Source organism: Pseudazoarcus pumilus, assembly GCF_002872475.1.
Lineage (GTDB): Bacteria > Pseudomonadota > Gammaproteobacteria > Burkholderiales > Rhodocyclaceae > Pseudazoarcus > Pseudazoarcus pumilus.
In genome coordinates this window covers 808,389-824,389 of the sequence record NZ_CP025682.1, presented here as the reverse complement: position 1 = coordinate 824,389, position 16,001 = coordinate 808,389, and the positions used below count along the sequence as shown (strand labels likewise).

The window sequence follows — 16,001 nt, the reverse complement described above, 5'->3', positions numbered from 1 at the left end:
CGAGCAGTTGAGGTCATGAGAGCCGGGGCACTCCGATCCGGTCGAAGTAGGCGATAGGCATTGCCCGGTTCAGCGCCATGCGGCTGTTGCGCCACCAGCACCGACTGTTCGCGGCCACCTTGCGAGCGTCCGCCTCCGAAGCGCCCAGCGCTTTCAACTCCCGATACATCGTCGTACTCCGGCGCCAGTGCTTGAGCTGCACGGCACGCAGCCGGTGTCGAATCCACTCGTCGAGTCCGCGGAACACTTGCGGCGTCTGCGCGAGCTGGAAGTAGGCCTTCCAGCCCGGCATGTAAGTCCGGAGTTGTTCGGCGATCTCCGGCAGGCTACGCCCACCCGAGCGACGCGTCATTTGTCGGATGCGTTGCTTGAAGGTCTCTTTGGCCTTGTCCGCCACCTTGCATTTGACCTGACCGCCTCGGCCATACCAGAAGGCATAACCGAGAAACTTCCGGCCAGATGCGGGCGCGACGGCCGTCTTGGCCTCATTGACCTTCAGATGGAGTCGGTCGTAGAGCTTGCGCAGCCCGTCCAACACGCGTTCGCCCGCACGACGGCTGCGTACATATACGTTACAGTCGTCGGCGTAACGCACGAAGCGGTGACCGCGCTGTTCCAACTCCCGATCCACCTCGTCGAGCAGCACGTTGGCCAGCAGCGGCGACAATGGCCCGCCTTGCGGCGTGCCCTCGTAGCGTTCCATGACCACTCCACCCTCCATGATCCCGGCCACGAGGTAGCGACGAATCAGCCGTAGCACGGCTTTGTCGTTGATGCGCCTCGATAACCGTTCCATCAGGATGTCGTGATTGACCCGGTCGAAGAATTTCTCCAGATCCACATCGACCACCACCCGGTAGCCGTCCTGCACGTAGCGCTGTGCATCGAGCACCGCGTCATGCGCACGGCGTCCCGGTCGAAAGCCATAGCTATGTTCGGAGAACGTCGGATCAATCTTGCGCTGCAAGACTTGCAGCAGGGCTTGCTGGATCAGCCGATCCGTCACCGTCGGTATCCCCAATTCACGCACGCCCCCGTCGGGTTTCGGAATCTGGACACGGCGCACCGGCGCGGGCCGGTAGCTGCCGTCCAGTAACGTTTCCCGAATCCGGGGCCAGTGCGCTCTCAGGTAGTCCGCCGTCTCGGCAATCGACCGACCATCCACCCCTGCACTGCCGCGATTGGATTTGACGCGCTTCCACGCCGCCTCCATGTTCGCGCTCGCGAGCACCTGCGCAAGCAGGCCCTCTCGCCCCGGGCTTCCAGTTGCATGCCGCGCCGTCCGTGCTTCATCACGCATCGCCTCAAGCGCGGCTTCACCCCGCCCTCCCGCGTTGCGCCCCGCATGACCGGGCTTCTGATGCACTGCACGTTCGAGCGACATGGCCTTCGGCCCTCCTACTCGTTCGGCCCTTCGCCCCAGCACGGCAGCTACTACGGCCTCTGCTGACTTCTCGCTCCGGCTCGGCGCCGTCGCCCTTTCAGACACAAAGCGAGATCTCCCCAGGTAAGAACGCACTCCTTCGCTGCACAACCGCCGGATCTACGCCGCTTCGCCTTGATCACGAGAGCTTCGCGGTTTCATGCCCGCTCGCCCTGCTCGGCAGCGCCTTCTATCCGATTCTTGTTCATCGGCTCGCAGCTTATGCTCCACGCTTCCTCCCCACACTCGGTCACCCTCATGCAGTTGCGCTTCACTTCGTTCGCTGTGATCAACTTACGGCGGGACTCGCACCCGCAGGAGTGCGCCCATGCTGGGCGCACATAAAAAAGGCCGCCCCCGTCGGGTGCGGCCTTTTCACTGCGTCGCAGCGGTCGATGCGCGGCGTTTCAGGCCTGCGGCGCCGCGCCTTCCGGGTCGGCTTCGGCGAGCAGTTGCTGCAGTTCGCCGGATTCGAACAATTCCTTGATGATATCGCAGCCGCCGACGAACTCGCCCTTGATGTAGAGCTGCGGGATGGTCGGCCAGTTGGCGTATTCCTTGACGCCCTGGCGCAGGTCCTCGCTCTCGAGCACGTTGAACGCGGCGACCTTGGTCAGGCCGGACTGCTTGAGCACCTGGATCACGGTGGCCGAGAACCCGCACTGCGGGAACTGCGGCGTGCCCTTCATGAAGAGCACCACGGGGTGGGCGTTGACCTGTTCGCGAATGAATTCCTGGATGTCCATGTAGCGTGTCCATGCGGGCTTAATGCCCGAGTTAATTAGTCGGATATTCTAGGTGTCGCGCTGCGGTGCGTCAAGCCGGCGACCGGAAGCCCCCCGCCCCAGCCATTGCCCGCCCGACACCCGTTCGATGCCGGCCAGATCATTCCACGAGGCGATCGCGGTGAAGCCCGCATCGGCCAGCAATGCACGCACGCGTCGCGCCTGATCGTAACCATGCTCGACGAACAGCCAGCCGCCCGGATCGAGATGATGGGGGGCACGCACGACGATCTCGGCCAGGTCGTCCAGCCCTTCCGGCCCGGACACCAACGCGGCCTGCGGCTCGAAGCGCACGTCGCCCTCGCCCAGATGCGGGTCGGTGGCGGCCACATACGGTGGATTGGCGACGATGAGCTGGAAGCGGTCGCCGGCCAGCGCGGCGAACCAGTCCGACACCACGAAGGACACCGACACGCGCAGGCGCGCGGCATTGGCCATCGCCACCAGCAGTGCCTCGCGCGAGCGGTCGACGGCGGTGACATCGGCGTCCGGCAGTTCCTTGGCCAGCGCGATCGCGATCGCGCCGCTGCCGGTGCCCAGGTCGAGCACGCGCGTGTTCGGCCGGCCGGCGAAATGCGCCACCGCCAGCTCGACGAGCAGTTCGGTCTCGGGGCGCGGAATCAGTACCGCCGGGGTAATCATCAGGCTGTAGCCGAAGAACTCGCGCTCGCCCACCAGATAGGCGACCGGTTCGCCCGAGGCGCGCCGCGTGACGAAATGGCGAAACTGCTCCCACTCGGCCGCATCCAGGCGCAGGTCCGGATGCGATACCAGACGCGTGGCCGCGCAATCGAGCACACGGCGCATCAGGATGCGCGCATCGACGCTGTCGATGTGTTCGCGTGCCCATTTCAGGGCTGATGCGACGTCAGGGGTGGAGGTATCGATCATGTTTCTCCGGCGAGTTCGGCGAGCAGACCCGCCTGATGTTCGAGGATCAGGGCGTCGACGAGTTCGTCCAGATCGCCCTCCATCACCGCCTCGAGACGATACAGCGTGAGGTTGATGCGGTGGTCGGTGACACGCCCCTGCGGAAAATTGTAGGTGCGGATGCGCTCGGAGCGATCGCCGCTGCCGACCAGGCTCTTGCGCGTGGCCGCCTCCTCGCTCTGACGCTCGTGCACCTGGCGGTCATGCAAGCGCGCAGCCAGGATGGACAGCGCCTGCGCCTTGTTGCGATGCTGCGAGCGGTCGTCCTGGCATTCGACCACCAGTCCGCTTGGAACGTGCGTCACGCGCACCGCTGAGTCGGTCTTGTTGACGTGCTGCCCGCCCGCGCCCGAGGCGCGATAAGTGTCGATGCGCAGGTCCGCCGGGTTGATCGCCACGTCGGCGATCTCGTCGGCCTCGGGCAGAACGGCCACCGTACACGCCGAGGTGTGGATGCGCCCCTGCGTCTCGGTGACCGGCACGCGCTGCACGCGATGCACGCCGGACTCGAACTTGAGCCGCGCATAGGCGCCGTCGCCGAGCACCCGCGCGATCACTTCCTTGTAGCCCCCCAGCGCCGATTCGCTGGCCGAGACGATGTCGAGCTTCCAGCCGCGGCGTTCGGCGTAGCGCGTGTACATGCGCAGCAGGTCGCCTGCGAACAGCGCCGCCTCGTCGCCGCCAGTGCCGGCGCGGATCTCGATGAACAGATTGCGCTGATCGCTCGGGTCGCGCGGCAGCAACGCGCGCTGCAGCGCGTCTTCGAGCGCTTCCAGGCGCACCTCGCAGGCCTCGATCTCAGCCTGCGCGAGTTCGCGCATCTCGGGGTCGGCGAACATCTCGCGCGCGCCCGCGCAGTCGTCCTCGATCTGCCGGAATTCGTGATACAGCGTGACCACCGGCTCGATCTCGGCGCGCTCGCGGCCCAGTTCACGCATCGCCTCGACCTCGCCCGAGGCCAGTTCGCGGTCCACTTCCTCGAGTCGCGCGGCGAGTTGTTCGAGCTTGTCTCGGATGCTTTGCTTCATCGGGGGGGCGTTCGACGCGGCTTCAGTCGTTGGGATCGAGGTTGAATATCTTGCGCACGACGCGACTGGCATCGGCCTGCAATTCGCCGTCCGCCTGGTTCAGGTAATGCACCGGCGCGTGCAGCAGCTTGCGCGCGAGCGCGCGCGAGAGTTGCTCGAGCACCGCCTCGGGATCATCGCCGCGCGCGAGCAGGCGGCGCGCGCGCTCCAGTTCGACGGCGCGCAGCGCTTCGGCATGACCGTGCAGCGCGCGGATGGTGGGCACCGCCTCGCGCGTCTGCATCCAGTGCAGGAAGCCATCGACGCGCGCATCGATGATGCCTTCGGCCTCGACCACCGCCTGCTGGCGGGATTCGAGGCCGGCGTCGACGAGCTGCGCAAGATCATCGACGGTATACAGGAACACGTCGTCGAGCTTGGCGATCTCCTGCTCGATGTCGCGCGGCACGGCCAGATCCACCATCACCATCGGCTTGTGGCGACGCGCCTTGACCGCCCGCTCGACCATGCCCAGGCCGACGATGGGCAGCGGCGCGGCCGTACAGGAGACGACGATGTCGAAGCGCGGCAACACGTCGCCGATCGCATCCAGGCGCATTACCTCGGCACCGAAACGGCCCGCCAGCACCTGCGCGCGCGCCTCGGTACGGTTGGCCACGGCAATCAGCGCCGGCTGCGCCGCGGCGAAGTGCGCGGCGCACAGCTCGATCATCTCGCCGGCACCGATGAACAGCACGCGCTGGTGCGACAGGTCGGCAAAGATGCGCTCCGACAATCGCACCGCGGCGGCGGCCATCGACACGCTGTTGGCGCCGATGGCGGTGGTCGAGCGCACTTCCTTGGCCACCGCGAAAGTATTCTGGAACAGCTTGTGCAGCAGCGTGCCCAGCGTGCCGGCCTCTTCCGCGCGCCGCGCGGCCTCCTTGACCTGACCGAGGATCTGCGGCTCGCCCAGCACCATCGAATCGAGCCCGGCGGCGACGCGAAACACGTGGCGCACCGCATCGCGCTGCGGGTAGGCGTAGAGGTAGGGCGACATGTCCGCAAGCGGCAACCGATGAAAACCGGCCAGCCAGTCGGCCGCCTCCTGCGGTTGTTCGGCCGCGAAATACAGTTCGGTACGGTTGCAGGTCGACAGGATGGCCGCCTCGCGCACCGAGCGCACATGGCTCAGGTCGTGCAGCGCGTCCCCCAGACGCTCGGACTGGAACGCGACGCGTTCGCGGATCGCGAGCGGCGCGGTCAGGTGATTCAGGCCGAGGGCATAGAGCTGCATTGGAGACTGGGCGGGGCGAAGTGGCATGCATTATATCACCCCGGCCGAGCCGAAATGCCTTGCAAAATCAGGTGTTTCAGAGAGCAGAGAAATGCTCCCGCGCAAAAAAAGGCCGCGACGTGTTGCCACGCCACGGCCTGCATCCGGAAGGGCTTCGCTTACTGCGAGCCGCCGGCAGCCTTTTCGGTTTCGCCCGGAATGACGCTGCGATCGACCAGATCCGAACGCAGCTTGTAGCTGACCGACTGCGCGTCGTAGGAGATCACCTCGGCTTCCTTGGCGGCAGCTGCGGCAGCTGCGGCAGCCTTCTCGGCGGCCTCGGCGTTGCCGATCGCAGCCTTGGAGAGCTGGTCGGCGTTGAGGGCAGTCTGCGAGGCGCGCGATGCTTCCTTGGCGGCGGCGGCGGCCTTGTCGTTAGCGGCGGAAGCCGACTTGGCGTTGGCCGCAGTGGCCGTACGCAGTTCCTCGACGTCCATCTTCAGCGCCTCGACATCGGCGACCGAAGCGCAGCCCGATGCGAGCACGATGGCCAGCGCAGGCAGGGTCAGGCGTGCAAGTTTCATGCTGTTTCTCCTTGTTGAATGACAGGTGCGTTCTATTTGGGTCGCAGGCCGGCATGTTGCAGGAGCGCGACGCCGAGTGCGATGCGGCGGCAATGCTGGATCCGTGTTCGCAAGAGTCCGGGAACGGGCCCGAATTCCGCACCCTGGGCCGGTTCCGACCGCCACGGCCACACCGCATCCTAGTACGAAGAGAGCGTATGCGAAAGGGCTGACGCGACCAAAAGTGGCGTGATCGCGACACATTTGGCGACAAGATCGAACGACGTGACGAGCACACACGGCCGCACGCAAAAAGCCGAAGGCCCGCAATATGCGGGCCTTCGGCTTTGATCGTTCTGGTGGCCAGGGACGGAATCGAACCGCCGACACGCGGATTTTCAAGCGATAAACAACGCTTATGACCCGCGCAGCCGTACGCAACTCAACGTAACTTCAAGCACTCAGACGCATTCGAACGCAGTCAAACGCACCTGACCCCTGTTGACAACGGCAGAAAAATGCCAGAGCCGACAGTGGCCTCATCATGACACGCAGCGTCGACATCCACAACCGCCCTAAAAAATTTTAAGGGCATAACTCGCCTTGCTCCAGGCAGTTTTCGGACACCGCTCAAAACCCGTGCCGCCAAGGCCTGTTTTTGGTTCTCGTTTTGCGTGCAGACCGAGCTATACCGTGTCCCTGATTACTTGAGTTGCACCATGAGCAAAGCACGCAGAAGTACCAACACCACCGACAACACTGTGGACCTTCACAGCAAACAGACCCAGATCGCGGAACTGGTCGACAAGGCAACGCTGTGCGAGCGTCTGAACATCTCGGCCCGCACCGTCGAAAACATGGTTTCGGCCGGGACTTTCCCTCCCCCCGTGCGGGTCGGCAAGCGGGTGTACTGGAGCGAAATCGCTGTGCGGAACTGGCAGAGGCGCATGTTCGCGGCTCAAGAAGCCTGGACTTCGCACTGACGCCGACACGCACCACGTCCAAACAACTCGCGCCGCACCAGCGGCGCACTACTTCTTCGAAACGACCCTCGCCCCTCTGCGAGAGGACAGACAGATAGCACCGACAGGACAGATCAGGTAATGCAGATGGGGCCATCACGGATGGCCCATGGACACCCTGTCAGATCTCGTTTTACCCCGGCTGCCTCACCGGCCGTACTGCACCAACAACCTCCAACATGGACTTGTCGTTCGGCCAGCCAGCCTCGCAAGCCGGATGAGCCATATCCAGCTGAACCCGCCGGCGCTCAGACACTGGCTGCTGTTCGACATCGACATGCCCAAAGCGGCACTGACATGGGAGAGAGCACATCTGCCCGCGCCAAACTGGATCGCGACAAATCCGCAAAACGCTCATGCCCACTATGGCTACCTGCTTGAAACACCCGTGGTGACGAGCGTCAGCGGCCGCGACAAGCCGCTGCGTTACGCAGCTGCCATCGAACAGGCCCTCCGGCTCCGCCTACTGGCTGACCCCGGCTATTGCGGCCTGATCTGCAAGAACCCGCTTCACGCGCGCTGGCACACGTGGCACCTACACGATCACCCTTACTCGCTCGACGAACTCGCCGAGTGGGTCACGCTCCAGAAGCGTCGGCACACCACAGACGAAGGCGCGGGACTCGGGCGCAACGTGACACTCTTCGATCAGCTTCGCAAGTGGGCGTACCGCGCGGTCTTGAGCTATCAGAATGCGGGGGCGAGCCCGGATCTATGGCTGCGAGCCGCACTCAACGAAGCGGAGACTCTCAACCAGGCATTCACACCCCCGCTTCCGTTCAGCGAAATACGCGTAATCGGCCGTTCAGTTGCCCGCTGGTGCTGGCGCAACTTTTCAGCGCGCAAGTTCAGCGACATCCAGCGCAAACGCGCCCTGCGCCGATGGAAAGCGGACAAGACACCGTACGCCGAACGGACGAGACCGTGGGAGCGGTTGGGCATCTCGCGCCGGACCTACTACAACCGCAAGAAGGCAAGCCTCCTACCTACCGAGCGGGGGTTGCACTGATGCCATGTCAGATATCAGCGGAAACGGGGCGCAAACGGTCACAGCACCCTTACCAGCGTGCAACGGCTCACAAGCACCCAAAGAAACAAGCGCCGCGCAGGAGTAGCGGCCGTACAGAGGAGGCAAGCGCGTGGGCAAGGAAACACGCGCACCACCGACTCATGGCTACAGGCGTTCGTTTCCGCCTCGCGATGACACGTTAATTCAGGTTTGAGCGCCCCACCCCAAGGGCCCCGTGGCAATAAAGCTATGGGAAGGTCAAACTCCACATAGCGGTTCAACTGGTTACATCATCCAGACGCCGCGGCTTCCCGCCCCTTCAGCGAGGTCACATGCGCCGAGTTGTGCCCGAAAACAGGCTTCTGGGCCTTGGTACTGACGAAGCTGGACTTCGCTCGGATCAAGCCGCTTCCAGCCTTCGAGAATTCGGACCCAACCAGATCCTTCCGGACCGGGGGAAAACATGGTCCGTTATCGTTGTGGACAGTCTGCGCGATCCGATGCTGTGGTTCTTGCTCGTTGCCAGCGCCCTGTTTTGGGTTGTTGGCGAACGGGTTGAGGCTGCCGTCCTTTTGCTTGCTCTGATTCCGCTGCTGGGTATGGATGCATGGTTGCACCGACGCACTCAAGCGTCGGTTGCGGGACTGGGAAGCCGCCTGGCTGTTCAAGCAACGGTGGTTCGTGATGGCCAGTCAATGTCCGTCCCGGTTGAGGCCTTGGTTCCCGGAGACATGGTGTCGGTCAGCGCTGGTGAGTATCTCCCGGCGGACGGGATCGTGCTGTGGTGTGACTCGCTCCAGGTCGATGAGTCGACCTTGACGGGCGAAGCCTTTCCGGTGCGCAAAGAGCCCTATTTGCCTAAGATCGCCGGGCAATCCATCGATGAAGTCCATTGGGGACTTGCCGGCACGAGGGTAATGACGGGTGAAGCCCGGTTGCGCGTGGTGTGGACCGGCGCCGAGACCTTGTACGGCGAGATCGTCCGTTCGGCACTGGCTGGGACGCATTCCTTGACGCCCTTGCAGCAAGCAGTTGCGCACCTGGTAAAGATCCTGTTGTTCATCGCGGGGGGCTTCTGTCTGGTGCTCGCAGGGCTTCGCTTGCAACAGGGCTACGGCATCGTTGATGCGATTTTGAGCGCGATGACCTTAGCTGTAGCCGCGTTGCCCGAGGAGTTTCCAGTGGTGCTGGCAATTTTCCTGGGTGCGGGCGTCTACAGGCTGGCACGTCGCAAGGCCTTGGTACGCCGTGCAGTTGTCGTGGAAAACATCGGGCGCGTCACCTGCATCTGCTCGGACAAGACCGGAACACTGACCGAAGGGCGGCTGGAACTGGCGCATTCGCTGCCTGCGCAGCACTACGACGCGGCGCTGCTGCTCGAGACAGCGGCTGCGGCTTCGCGCTCCGACAGCAATGATCCGATGGACCAGGCGCTGCTGCAGGCCGCAACGCCTCCCCCAGCCGAAGCCCTGCGTGCCTGTTTTCCGTTCACGGAGGATCGGCGCCGCGAAACCTCACTTTGGGCCACTCCCGATGGTCTGCGTGTCGCGGTCAAAGGGGCGCCGGAGATCGTGCTCGCTCTGTGTTCGCTCTCGGAAGACGAGGTGGACCGATGGATGCGGGATGTTAACGACTTCGCGCAAAGCGGCCACAAGGTCATCGCCTGCGCCGCGGGCAAGCTCGACACTGTTGCATGGGACGGCAATGAGCCTGTCACCGGACTCACCTTCTCCGGCGTTCTGGCCTTCGAAGACCCGGTACGCGAGGGCGTGCGAGAGTCGGTACAGGCCTGTCGCGACGCAGGCATCCGGGTAATCATGGTCACCGGCGACCACCCCGACACGGCCGCCGCCATCGCCCGCGAGATCGGGCTCGGGCAGGACGGCTTGCGGCTTGTCACGGGCGAGATGCTGGACGCCGGCGCTGACCTGAATGGCATCGACGTAGTCGCCCGCGCAATGCCGGCACAGAAACTGAAGCTGGTACGTAGCCTGCAGGCGGGCGGCGAAATCGTTGCCGTGACAGGCGACGGGGTCAATGACGTGCCGGCGCTGCAGGCGGCCGATGTGGGCATCGCCATGGGCGAGCGCGGCAGCCAGAGCGCCCGCGAGGTCGCAGCCATCGTGCTCATGGACGACAACTTTCGCAGCATCGCCGGTGCCGTGGCCGAGGGTCGGCAACTCTTTGCCAACTTGCAGCTGAGTTTCCAGTACCTGCTGATGATCCACATCCCGCTGGTGATCACGGCAGCGCTGATTCCGATGCTGGGCTACCCCCTGCTCTACCTGCCCATTCACATCGTGCTGCTTGAACTCATCATCCACCCCACAGCACTGCTGGTGTTCCAGAACGTACGCACGGGACGCATGCCCGACCGGCCGCCATCGACGGGTGCTCGGGTGCGTTTTTTCGACGCAGGGCAGTGGTGGCTAGTAGGCGCAGTCGGAGTGCTTGTGACAGCCATGGTTTCTGGCGCCTACCTGTATGCGCTGCAAGCCGAATATGCCGTGGAGCACGCCCGCAGCATGGCCGTACTGGCGCTGGTGCTGGCCGGTAGCGGAATCACTGCGGCACTGAGCGGCATGCGCAGCGGGATGGCCTGGGTCATGGTGGCGGTGCCGCCGCTGGCGCTGGCCATGGTGCTCGTTCAGCCAGAACTCGGCGAACTTTTTCACATGGAGGCACCCCACGTGGACGACTGGCTACTGGTAGCTGGTTGCGGAATCCTTACAGGCTTGATGGTGCTCTGGGCTCAAGGTCTCAAGCGACGCTCCGTCGCAGCGCATTCCCTGCCGTGACCACTAGGAGGTCGCGGGCAGACGCAAGCTCGCCTGCAGTCCGCCCAGAGGGGATGTGTCAAGGGTGAGTCCGCCTCCATAGAGCTCCGCCAGTTCCAGCGCGATGGAAAGTCCTAGGCCCGAGCCGGGCGTGCGCTCGTCGGCACGCACGCCGCGCTGCAGCATCGCCTCTTGCTCATGCTCCGGGATTCCGCGGCCATCGTCCTCGACCGTCACGATCAAGGCCTGATCCACGATACCTGCGCTCACGATCACTCGCCGGGCGGCCCACTTGCAGGCGTTGTCGAGCAGGTTGCCGAGCATCTCCTGCAAATCCTGCTCGTCACCGCGAAACACCGCGGCTGCCGGGCAATCTTCCAACTCCAGTGTCAGGTCGCGCTCGGCGTGCAGGCGACGCATCACGCGCAGCAAACCTTCCAGCACCCGCTGCAGCGGCACGCGCTGACCCGCTGCGCCGGCGCGCGCGGCTGCGCGGGCATGGGCGAGATGGCGTTCGATGTGGCGCTGCGCGACCTGCGTCTGCTCGGCCACGCTGCGCGCCAGCGCGCCGTCACCCTCGCGCGCGGCGTTGGCGAGGATGGTGAGCGGCGTCTTCAATGCATGGGCGAGATTGCCCGCCTGAGTGCGCGCGCGGGCCACGACTGCCGAGTTCTGCGCGAGCACATCGTTGAACTCATTCACCAGCGGCTGCAACTCGTCGGGGTAATAGCCGGCGAGGCGCGACACACTACCGTCACGTACCTGCCCGAGCTCGTCGCGCACGCGGCGCAAGGGACGCAGCGCAATGCGCAACTGCACCACGCTCGCGCTCACCAGGCCAAGGCCGAGAATCAGCAGCGCGAGTGCGAGCAGCCCATTGAAGCGCGCCATCGGTTCACTAACCAGTGCCTCGTTGCCGGCCACGCCGACGCGCAGCGTGAGCTCATCGAGCCGCAGGATCTGTTCGAGCAGCAGCACGTCGGCGCCGTCCGGGCCGCGCACGTGATGCAGGCGGCGCTGTCCGTCGGTCGCGGTCTCCGCCGGCATGGCGAGCACGCCGTCCCACAGCGAGCGCGAGCGCAGCACCCCCTCATTGGCCTCGGGCGCGACGCGGTCCACCTGCCAGTACAGGCCTGAATACGGCCGTGCCATGCGCGGGTCGCCCAGCGGCGCGCGCAATTGCGGCGCACCGTCGGCATCGAATTCGATGGCGGCGGCGAGCTGGTCCAGATAAGTGCCGAGTTCGGCGCGGAACTGCCGCGTGACGTGCTCGGCAAACAGCGCTGACAGTCCCCAGCCGGCCACCACCAGCGCCACCGCGACCCAGCACAGCGTGCCGGCCACCAGGCGCAGCCCGAGCGAGTTGCGCCAGCGCCGCGGGGCGTGCGTGGTCGGGTTCATACCGCGTCCACGAGGCGGTAGCCGAGCCCGCGCACGGTTTCGATCAGCTCCGGCGGCAGCTTCTTGCGCAGTCGCGCGACGAACACCTCGATGGTGTTGGAGTCGCGCTCGTGGTCCTGCGCGTAGAGGTGCTCGGTGAGTTCGCCGCGCGAGACGATGCGCCCGGGGTGGTGCATCAGATAGGCGAGCAGGCGGAACTCGTGGCTGGTCAGTGTCACCGGCTGTCCGGAAACCGTCAGTTCGCCGCGCGCGGTGTCGAGCCGCAGCGGCCCGCTTTCGAGGATGGCGCTGGCCCGGCCCGAGGCACGCCGGATCAGCGCGCGGATGCGGGCAAGCAGTTCCTGCATGTGGAAGGGTTTAGTCAGGTAATCGTCGCCGCCGGCGTCGATGCCGCCGACCTTCTCGTGCCAGCTGTCGCGCGCGGTCAGGATCAGCACTGGCATGTCGCGCCCGGCCGCGCGCCACTGGCGCAGCACCGTCAGTCCGTCCATGCGCGGCAGGCCCAGATCGAGCACCACCGCATCGTAGTTCTCGACCTCCCCCAGATACTGGCCATCGACGCCGTTGTCAGCGTGATCCACGGCATAGCCCGCCGCCGCGAGGGCCTCGCGCAGTTGCTCGGCCAGCGCCGTCTCGTCCTCGACCACCAGCACGCGCATCAGCGGCCCCGCTTCTCGTGTTCGACCTCGATCACGCCGGCTGTGGCGGCGTCGACCTCCACCTCCAGCAACGCGCCGTCGGCACGCAGCAGCTTGATCTCGTAGATCCAGCGCCCGTCGTCGCGCTCGAGTTCGACTTCCAGCACGTCGCCCGGCATCTCGCGCGCGATGCGCGCCAGCACCTCGCCCAGCGGCAACACCTCGCCGGCTTCCAGCGCGCGCCGCGCGCGCTCGTGATCCTTGTCGTCGGCCAGCACCGGCCCGGCCAGCATCAGGCACAGGGCGGTCAGGCCGGCAATGCGCACTGCGATGTTCTTCATTTCGCACCTCCTGCCGCGCGTTTATAGCGCCGCGCACCTGAACGCAGGCTGAACGGCGGGTTCAGCGGCCGTTCAGGCGAGCCTGCCGACAATGGACTCACGGTTCGCACACGGCGGATCGCAATCACTTCAGGAGTACGCATCATGACCAAGACCGGAATCCTCTCCACCCTGCTGCTGACCGCCACGCTTGCCACCGGCGGCGCATTGTTTGCCGGCTCCCACGCCATCGCCTCCGACCGTTCGGCAACCGCCTCGCAAAGCAGCGAATGGCTGTCCATCCAGGACGTGCTGCAACGCCTGGAAGCGGCCGGCTACCGCAACTTCGAGGAAGTCGAACGCGAGTCCGACGGCTACGAAGTCAAGGCTACCGACCCGGACGGGCGCCGCGTCGAGCTCGACGTGCACCCGGTCAGCGGCGAAATCCTCAAGACCGAAGTCAAGCGCGAAAAACATGACTGACGGACACGGCGGACGGCGGTTCAACCCGCCAGCGCCATGCCCAGCGCAAAGCCGGCCACGGCGCACAGCGGGGCGGCGCCCAGTGCCGGCGCATGCGCGCCTGTGGCGCGCTGTCCTGGAACACCAGATACAGGGTGGCACCGGCGGCGAACAGCATAATGCCGCCGAGCAGCTCGGTGTGTTCAACCAGCCAGGCCCAGCCGGCCAACGCCAGCAGTTCGGGCATGACGTGATGCACGTGCCCCGTGACGCGCGGCGAAGCTCCCGCTGATGAAGTCCTGCAGCCGCGCGCGCTGCAAGGGCTCGGCGTGGTCCCCTGCGCGCTGCATGATCAGCGGCGACGAGGCGCCGATGTGTGCCAAAGATGCAGGGAAGGGGCGTCGCGAAGCTTCAGGCACTCGTCGCCGAACAAGGTGGAGGCGATTACTGCCGCCCAGGATCAAGCGACTCTTAAAGTGCGGCACCCACGGCGGCGATTCCCCTGGGGATACTGCGGCCCGCATGCCATCGCGTTCTTGTGCTTCACCGGGGCGGTGTGCGCAAACCAGCATGCGTCGGTAACCCTTGGCGCCGCGCGGTTGTTGTTGCCTGGACGCGCTTGCTATGATCCGCGCCATGCTCCGATGGGTTGTTGTCCTTCTGATCGCGCTGCTGCCGCTCCAGTCCCTCTGGGCGTCGGCGGGCAGCTATTGCGAGCATGAGCAGGGTTCCGACGCATGGCATTTCGGGCATCACGCCGACTCGCATAGCGACGCCTCTCACGACGAGCCGCAATCACCCACCGCCAAGCACCCGGACTGCGCCACGTGCAAACTGCACGCCAAGACGCTGGCCGCCGTCGCATCCACGCTCAGCCTGCCCGCGAGTATCGGCTTGCTGCCGGCCCAAACGCACCCGCCCATCGCCACCGCACCGCCCACCCGCATCGAAAGGCCCAAATGGGCCGGCCTCGCCGCCTGACGGCGAGGCCTGACACCTCCGGTTCGCAACGTCCGCGCTGATTCCGGCGCGCCGCCCCGTGCGCCACCGTCGTGCCTCGCCGATTCCCCCACCCCAACGGAGAATCGGATGCACCCCATCGAACGACTGCGGCCCATGCCGCTGCTGTGCGCGCTGATCGGCGCGCTGTACTTCACCCCGGCCGTCGCGCAGGACGCGACCGCTGTCCCATCCACCGCGCAAGCCCGCCCGAGCAGTCTGGCGACCCTGTTCGAGGCCGCCTGGCAGCGTCGCCCCGAGGCGCTGTCGCTGGGCACGCGCATGAGCGCCGCCGAGGCCGGCCGCGAGGCCGCCCGGCGCTGGTTCGCCGAACCGCCCGCCGCCGAGGTGTCGCTGCGCAGCGACCGCTTAAACCGCAACGACGGTGCGCGCGAGTACGAGGCGGGGCTGGCTTTCCCACTGTGGCTGCCGGGTGAGCGCGCGCTCGTGCAGCGCAGCGCCGATGCGCAACTCGGCGCGGTGTCAAGCCGCGCACGCATGGCCCAACTGGAAACCGCGGGGATGCTGCGCGAGGCCTGGTGGGAGTTGCAGCGTGCCGCGGTCGATCTCGATCTGGCGGAAACGCGTCTGGACGCAGCGCGGGCCTTGCACGGCGACGTGACGCGACGCCAGCGCGCAGGCCAGCTTGCGCTCACCGACGCCAATCGCGCCGGCGGCGTACTGGCCGATGCCCAGAGCGAGCTGGCCGGCGCCCGGTCCAAATTCGCGCGCGCACGTTTGGCTCTGCAGCAGCTGGTGGGTCGCGACGCTGCGTTGCCCGACGCTGAGCAACTGCACATCGAGCCGCTGCCTGAGGAGGCTCCGGCCATCGGCGACAGCCATCCGGCGCTGGCCGCATTGCTCGATGAGAGTGCGATGTCGCGCAGTGCTGCGGTACTTGCCAGCAAGCGTTCGCGCGCCAATCCGGAATTGACGCTGGGGGTTACGCGCGAGCGCGGCGAGGCCGGCGCGCGTTTCGAGCAGACCCTGACGGTGGGTATCCGCATCCCCTTCGGTGGCGGTGCGCAACACCGCTCCGAGGCCGGCATGGCAATGGCTGAAGCCATCGAACACGAGGAACGCGCCCAGCTTGAGCGCCTGCGACTGGAGAGCGATCTGCTCGCCGCGCGCGAAACACAGCTCGCCGCAGAGGCCCGCCGCGAGGCAGCCGAGCGCCGCGCGACGCTGGCCGAGGACACGCTGCGCGCCATCGCCAAGTCCTTCCGCCTCGGCGAGACCTCGCTGCCCGACCGTCTGCTGGTCGAACTCGAGGCCTCCGAGGCGCGCCGCGCACTGGCGCACGCGCGCATCGACGAAGCCGAAGCCATCTCCGCGCTGCGCCAGGCACTCGGCCTGTTGCCGCAGTGACGCGCACCCCACGAGGAATCC

16 protein-coding genes are annotated in these 16,001 nt (G+C 65.9%); 6 read left to right on the top strand and 10 right to left on the bottom strand.

Going from position 1 to position 16,001, the window contains the following annotated elements; translation table 11 throughout:
• Positions 1-13: 13 nt before the first annotated feature.
• From ltrA to C0099_RS03910, 6 genes are all read right to left on the bottom strand, one after another.
• Complete coding sequence (ltrA, locus tag C0099_RS03940) at positions 14-1,384, bottom strand: group II intron reverse transcriptase/maturase (protein ID WP_102246237.1); 1,371 nt, start codon at positions 1,382-1,384, stop codon at positions 14-16.
• Positions 1,385-1,830: 446 nt separating this feature from the next.
• Positions 1,831-2,169: a Grx4 family monothiol glutaredoxin gene (gene grxD, locus C0099_RS03930; protein ID WP_102246236.1), complete on the bottom strand. Its 339-nt coding sequence runs from the start codon at positions 2,167-2,169 to the stop codon at positions 1,831-1,833.
• Between the two features lie 48 nt (positions 2,170-2,217).
• A complete protein-coding gene (gene prmC / locus C0099_RS03925) occupies positions 2,218-3,099 on the bottom strand; it encodes a peptide chain release factor N(5)-glutamine methyltransferase (protein WP_102246235.1) in 882 nt (293 codons plus the stop codon).
• Positions 3,096-4,166, bottom strand: a complete 1,071-nt coding sequence (gene prfA / locus C0099_RS03920) for a peptide chain release factor 1 (protein WP_102246234.1) — start codon at positions 4,164-4,166, stop codon at positions 3,096-3,098. The genes prmC and prfA overlap by 4 nt, the downstream gene beginning before the upstream one ends.
• Positions 4,167-4,188: 22 nt before the next feature.
• Positions 4,189-5,442 (bottom strand): glutamyl-tRNA reductase, encoded by a 1,254-nt coding sequence (gene hemA, locus C0099_RS03915; protein ID WP_102246233.1) that lies wholly within the window; start codon positions 5,440-5,442, stop codon positions 4,189-4,191.
• A gap of 158 nt (positions 5,443-5,600) precedes the next feature.
• Entirely contained in the window at positions 5,601-6,005 is a 405-nt protein-coding gene (locus C0099_RS03910; protein ID WP_102246232.1) for a hypothetical protein, read from the bottom strand.
• A gap of 698 nt (positions 6,006-6,703) precedes the next feature.
• Here C0099_RS03910 and C0099_RS03905 point away from each other — a divergent pair.
• The 3 genes from C0099_RS03905 (at position 6,704) to C0099_RS03895 (ending at position 10,813) form a co-directional block, all read left to right on the top strand.
• The gene (locus C0099_RS03905) at positions 6,704-6,967 is read left to right on the top strand and encodes a helix-turn-helix transcriptional regulator (RefSeq protein ID WP_123785216.1); all 264 of its coding nucleotides are present in this window, start codon (positions 6,704-6,706) and stop codon (positions 6,965-6,967) included.
• A gap of 148 nt (positions 6,968-7,115) precedes the next feature.
• Positions 7,116-8,015 carry a replication initiation protein gene (locus tag C0099_RS03900; RefSeq protein WP_102246231.1) on the top strand — a complete coding sequence of 300 codons (900 nt, stop codon included), beginning with the start codon at positions 7,116-7,118 and terminating at the stop codon, positions 8,013-8,015.
• Between the two features lie 332 nt (positions 8,016-8,347).
• Entirely contained in the window at positions 8,348-10,813 is a 2,466-nt protein-coding gene (locus C0099_RS03895) for a cation-translocating P-type ATPase (protein WP_102246230.1), read from the top strand.
• Positions 10,814-10,816: 3 nt separating this feature from the next.
• On the opposite strand, the gene C0099_RS03890 is transcribed toward C0099_RS03895, so the two are convergent.
• Genes C0099_RS03890 through C0099_RS03880 form a run of 3 tightly spaced genes read right to left on the bottom strand, consistent with a single transcriptional unit; the run spans position 10,817 to position 13,172 of the window.
• Complete coding sequence (locus C0099_RS03890) at positions 10,817-12,193, bottom strand: sensor histidine kinase (protein WP_102246229.1); 1,377 nt, start codon at positions 12,191-12,193, stop codon at positions 10,817-10,819.
• Positions 12,190-12,852 (bottom strand): response regulator transcription factor, encoded by a 663-nt coding sequence (locus C0099_RS03885; RefSeq protein WP_102246228.1) that lies wholly within the window; start codon positions 12,850-12,852, stop codon positions 12,190-12,192. The genes C0099_RS03890 and C0099_RS03885 overlap by 4 nt, the downstream gene beginning before the upstream one ends.
• On the bottom strand, positions 12,852-13,172 hold the full coding sequence (locus C0099_RS03880; RefSeq protein ID WP_102246227.1) for a PepSY domain-containing protein: 321 nt from the start codon (positions 13,170-13,172) through the stop codon (positions 12,852-12,854). Before C0099_RS03880 ends, C0099_RS03885 begins: the two co-directional genes overlap by 1 nt.
• Before the next feature lie 144 nt (positions 13,173-13,316).
• Between C0099_RS03880 and C0099_RS03875 the strand changes: the two genes are divergently transcribed.
• Entirely contained in the window at positions 13,317-13,634 is a 318-nt protein-coding gene (locus tag C0099_RS03875) for a PepSY domain-containing protein (protein WP_102246226.1), read from the top strand.
• Here C0099_RS03875 and C0099_RS16100 read toward each other — a convergent pair.
• Entirely contained in the window at positions 13,612-13,860 is a 249-nt protein-coding gene (locus tag C0099_RS16100; RefSeq protein ID WP_199797650.1) for a ZIP family metal transporter, read from the bottom strand. The genes C0099_RS03875 and C0099_RS16100 overlap by 23 nt on opposite strands.
• A gap of 377 nt (positions 13,861-14,237) precedes the next feature.
• Between C0099_RS16100 and C0099_RS03865 the strand changes: the two genes are divergently transcribed.
• On the top strand, positions 14,238-14,594 hold the full coding sequence (locus C0099_RS03865; RefSeq protein WP_102246225.1) for a DUF2946 family protein: 357 nt from the start codon (positions 14,238-14,240) through the stop codon (positions 14,592-14,594).
• 108 nt (positions 14,595-14,702) lie between these two features.
• Entirely contained in the window at positions 14,703-15,980 is a 1,278-nt protein-coding gene (locus C0099_RS03860) for a TolC family protein (RefSeq protein WP_102246224.1), read from the top strand.
• Positions 15,981-16,001: the final 21 nt, after the last annotated feature.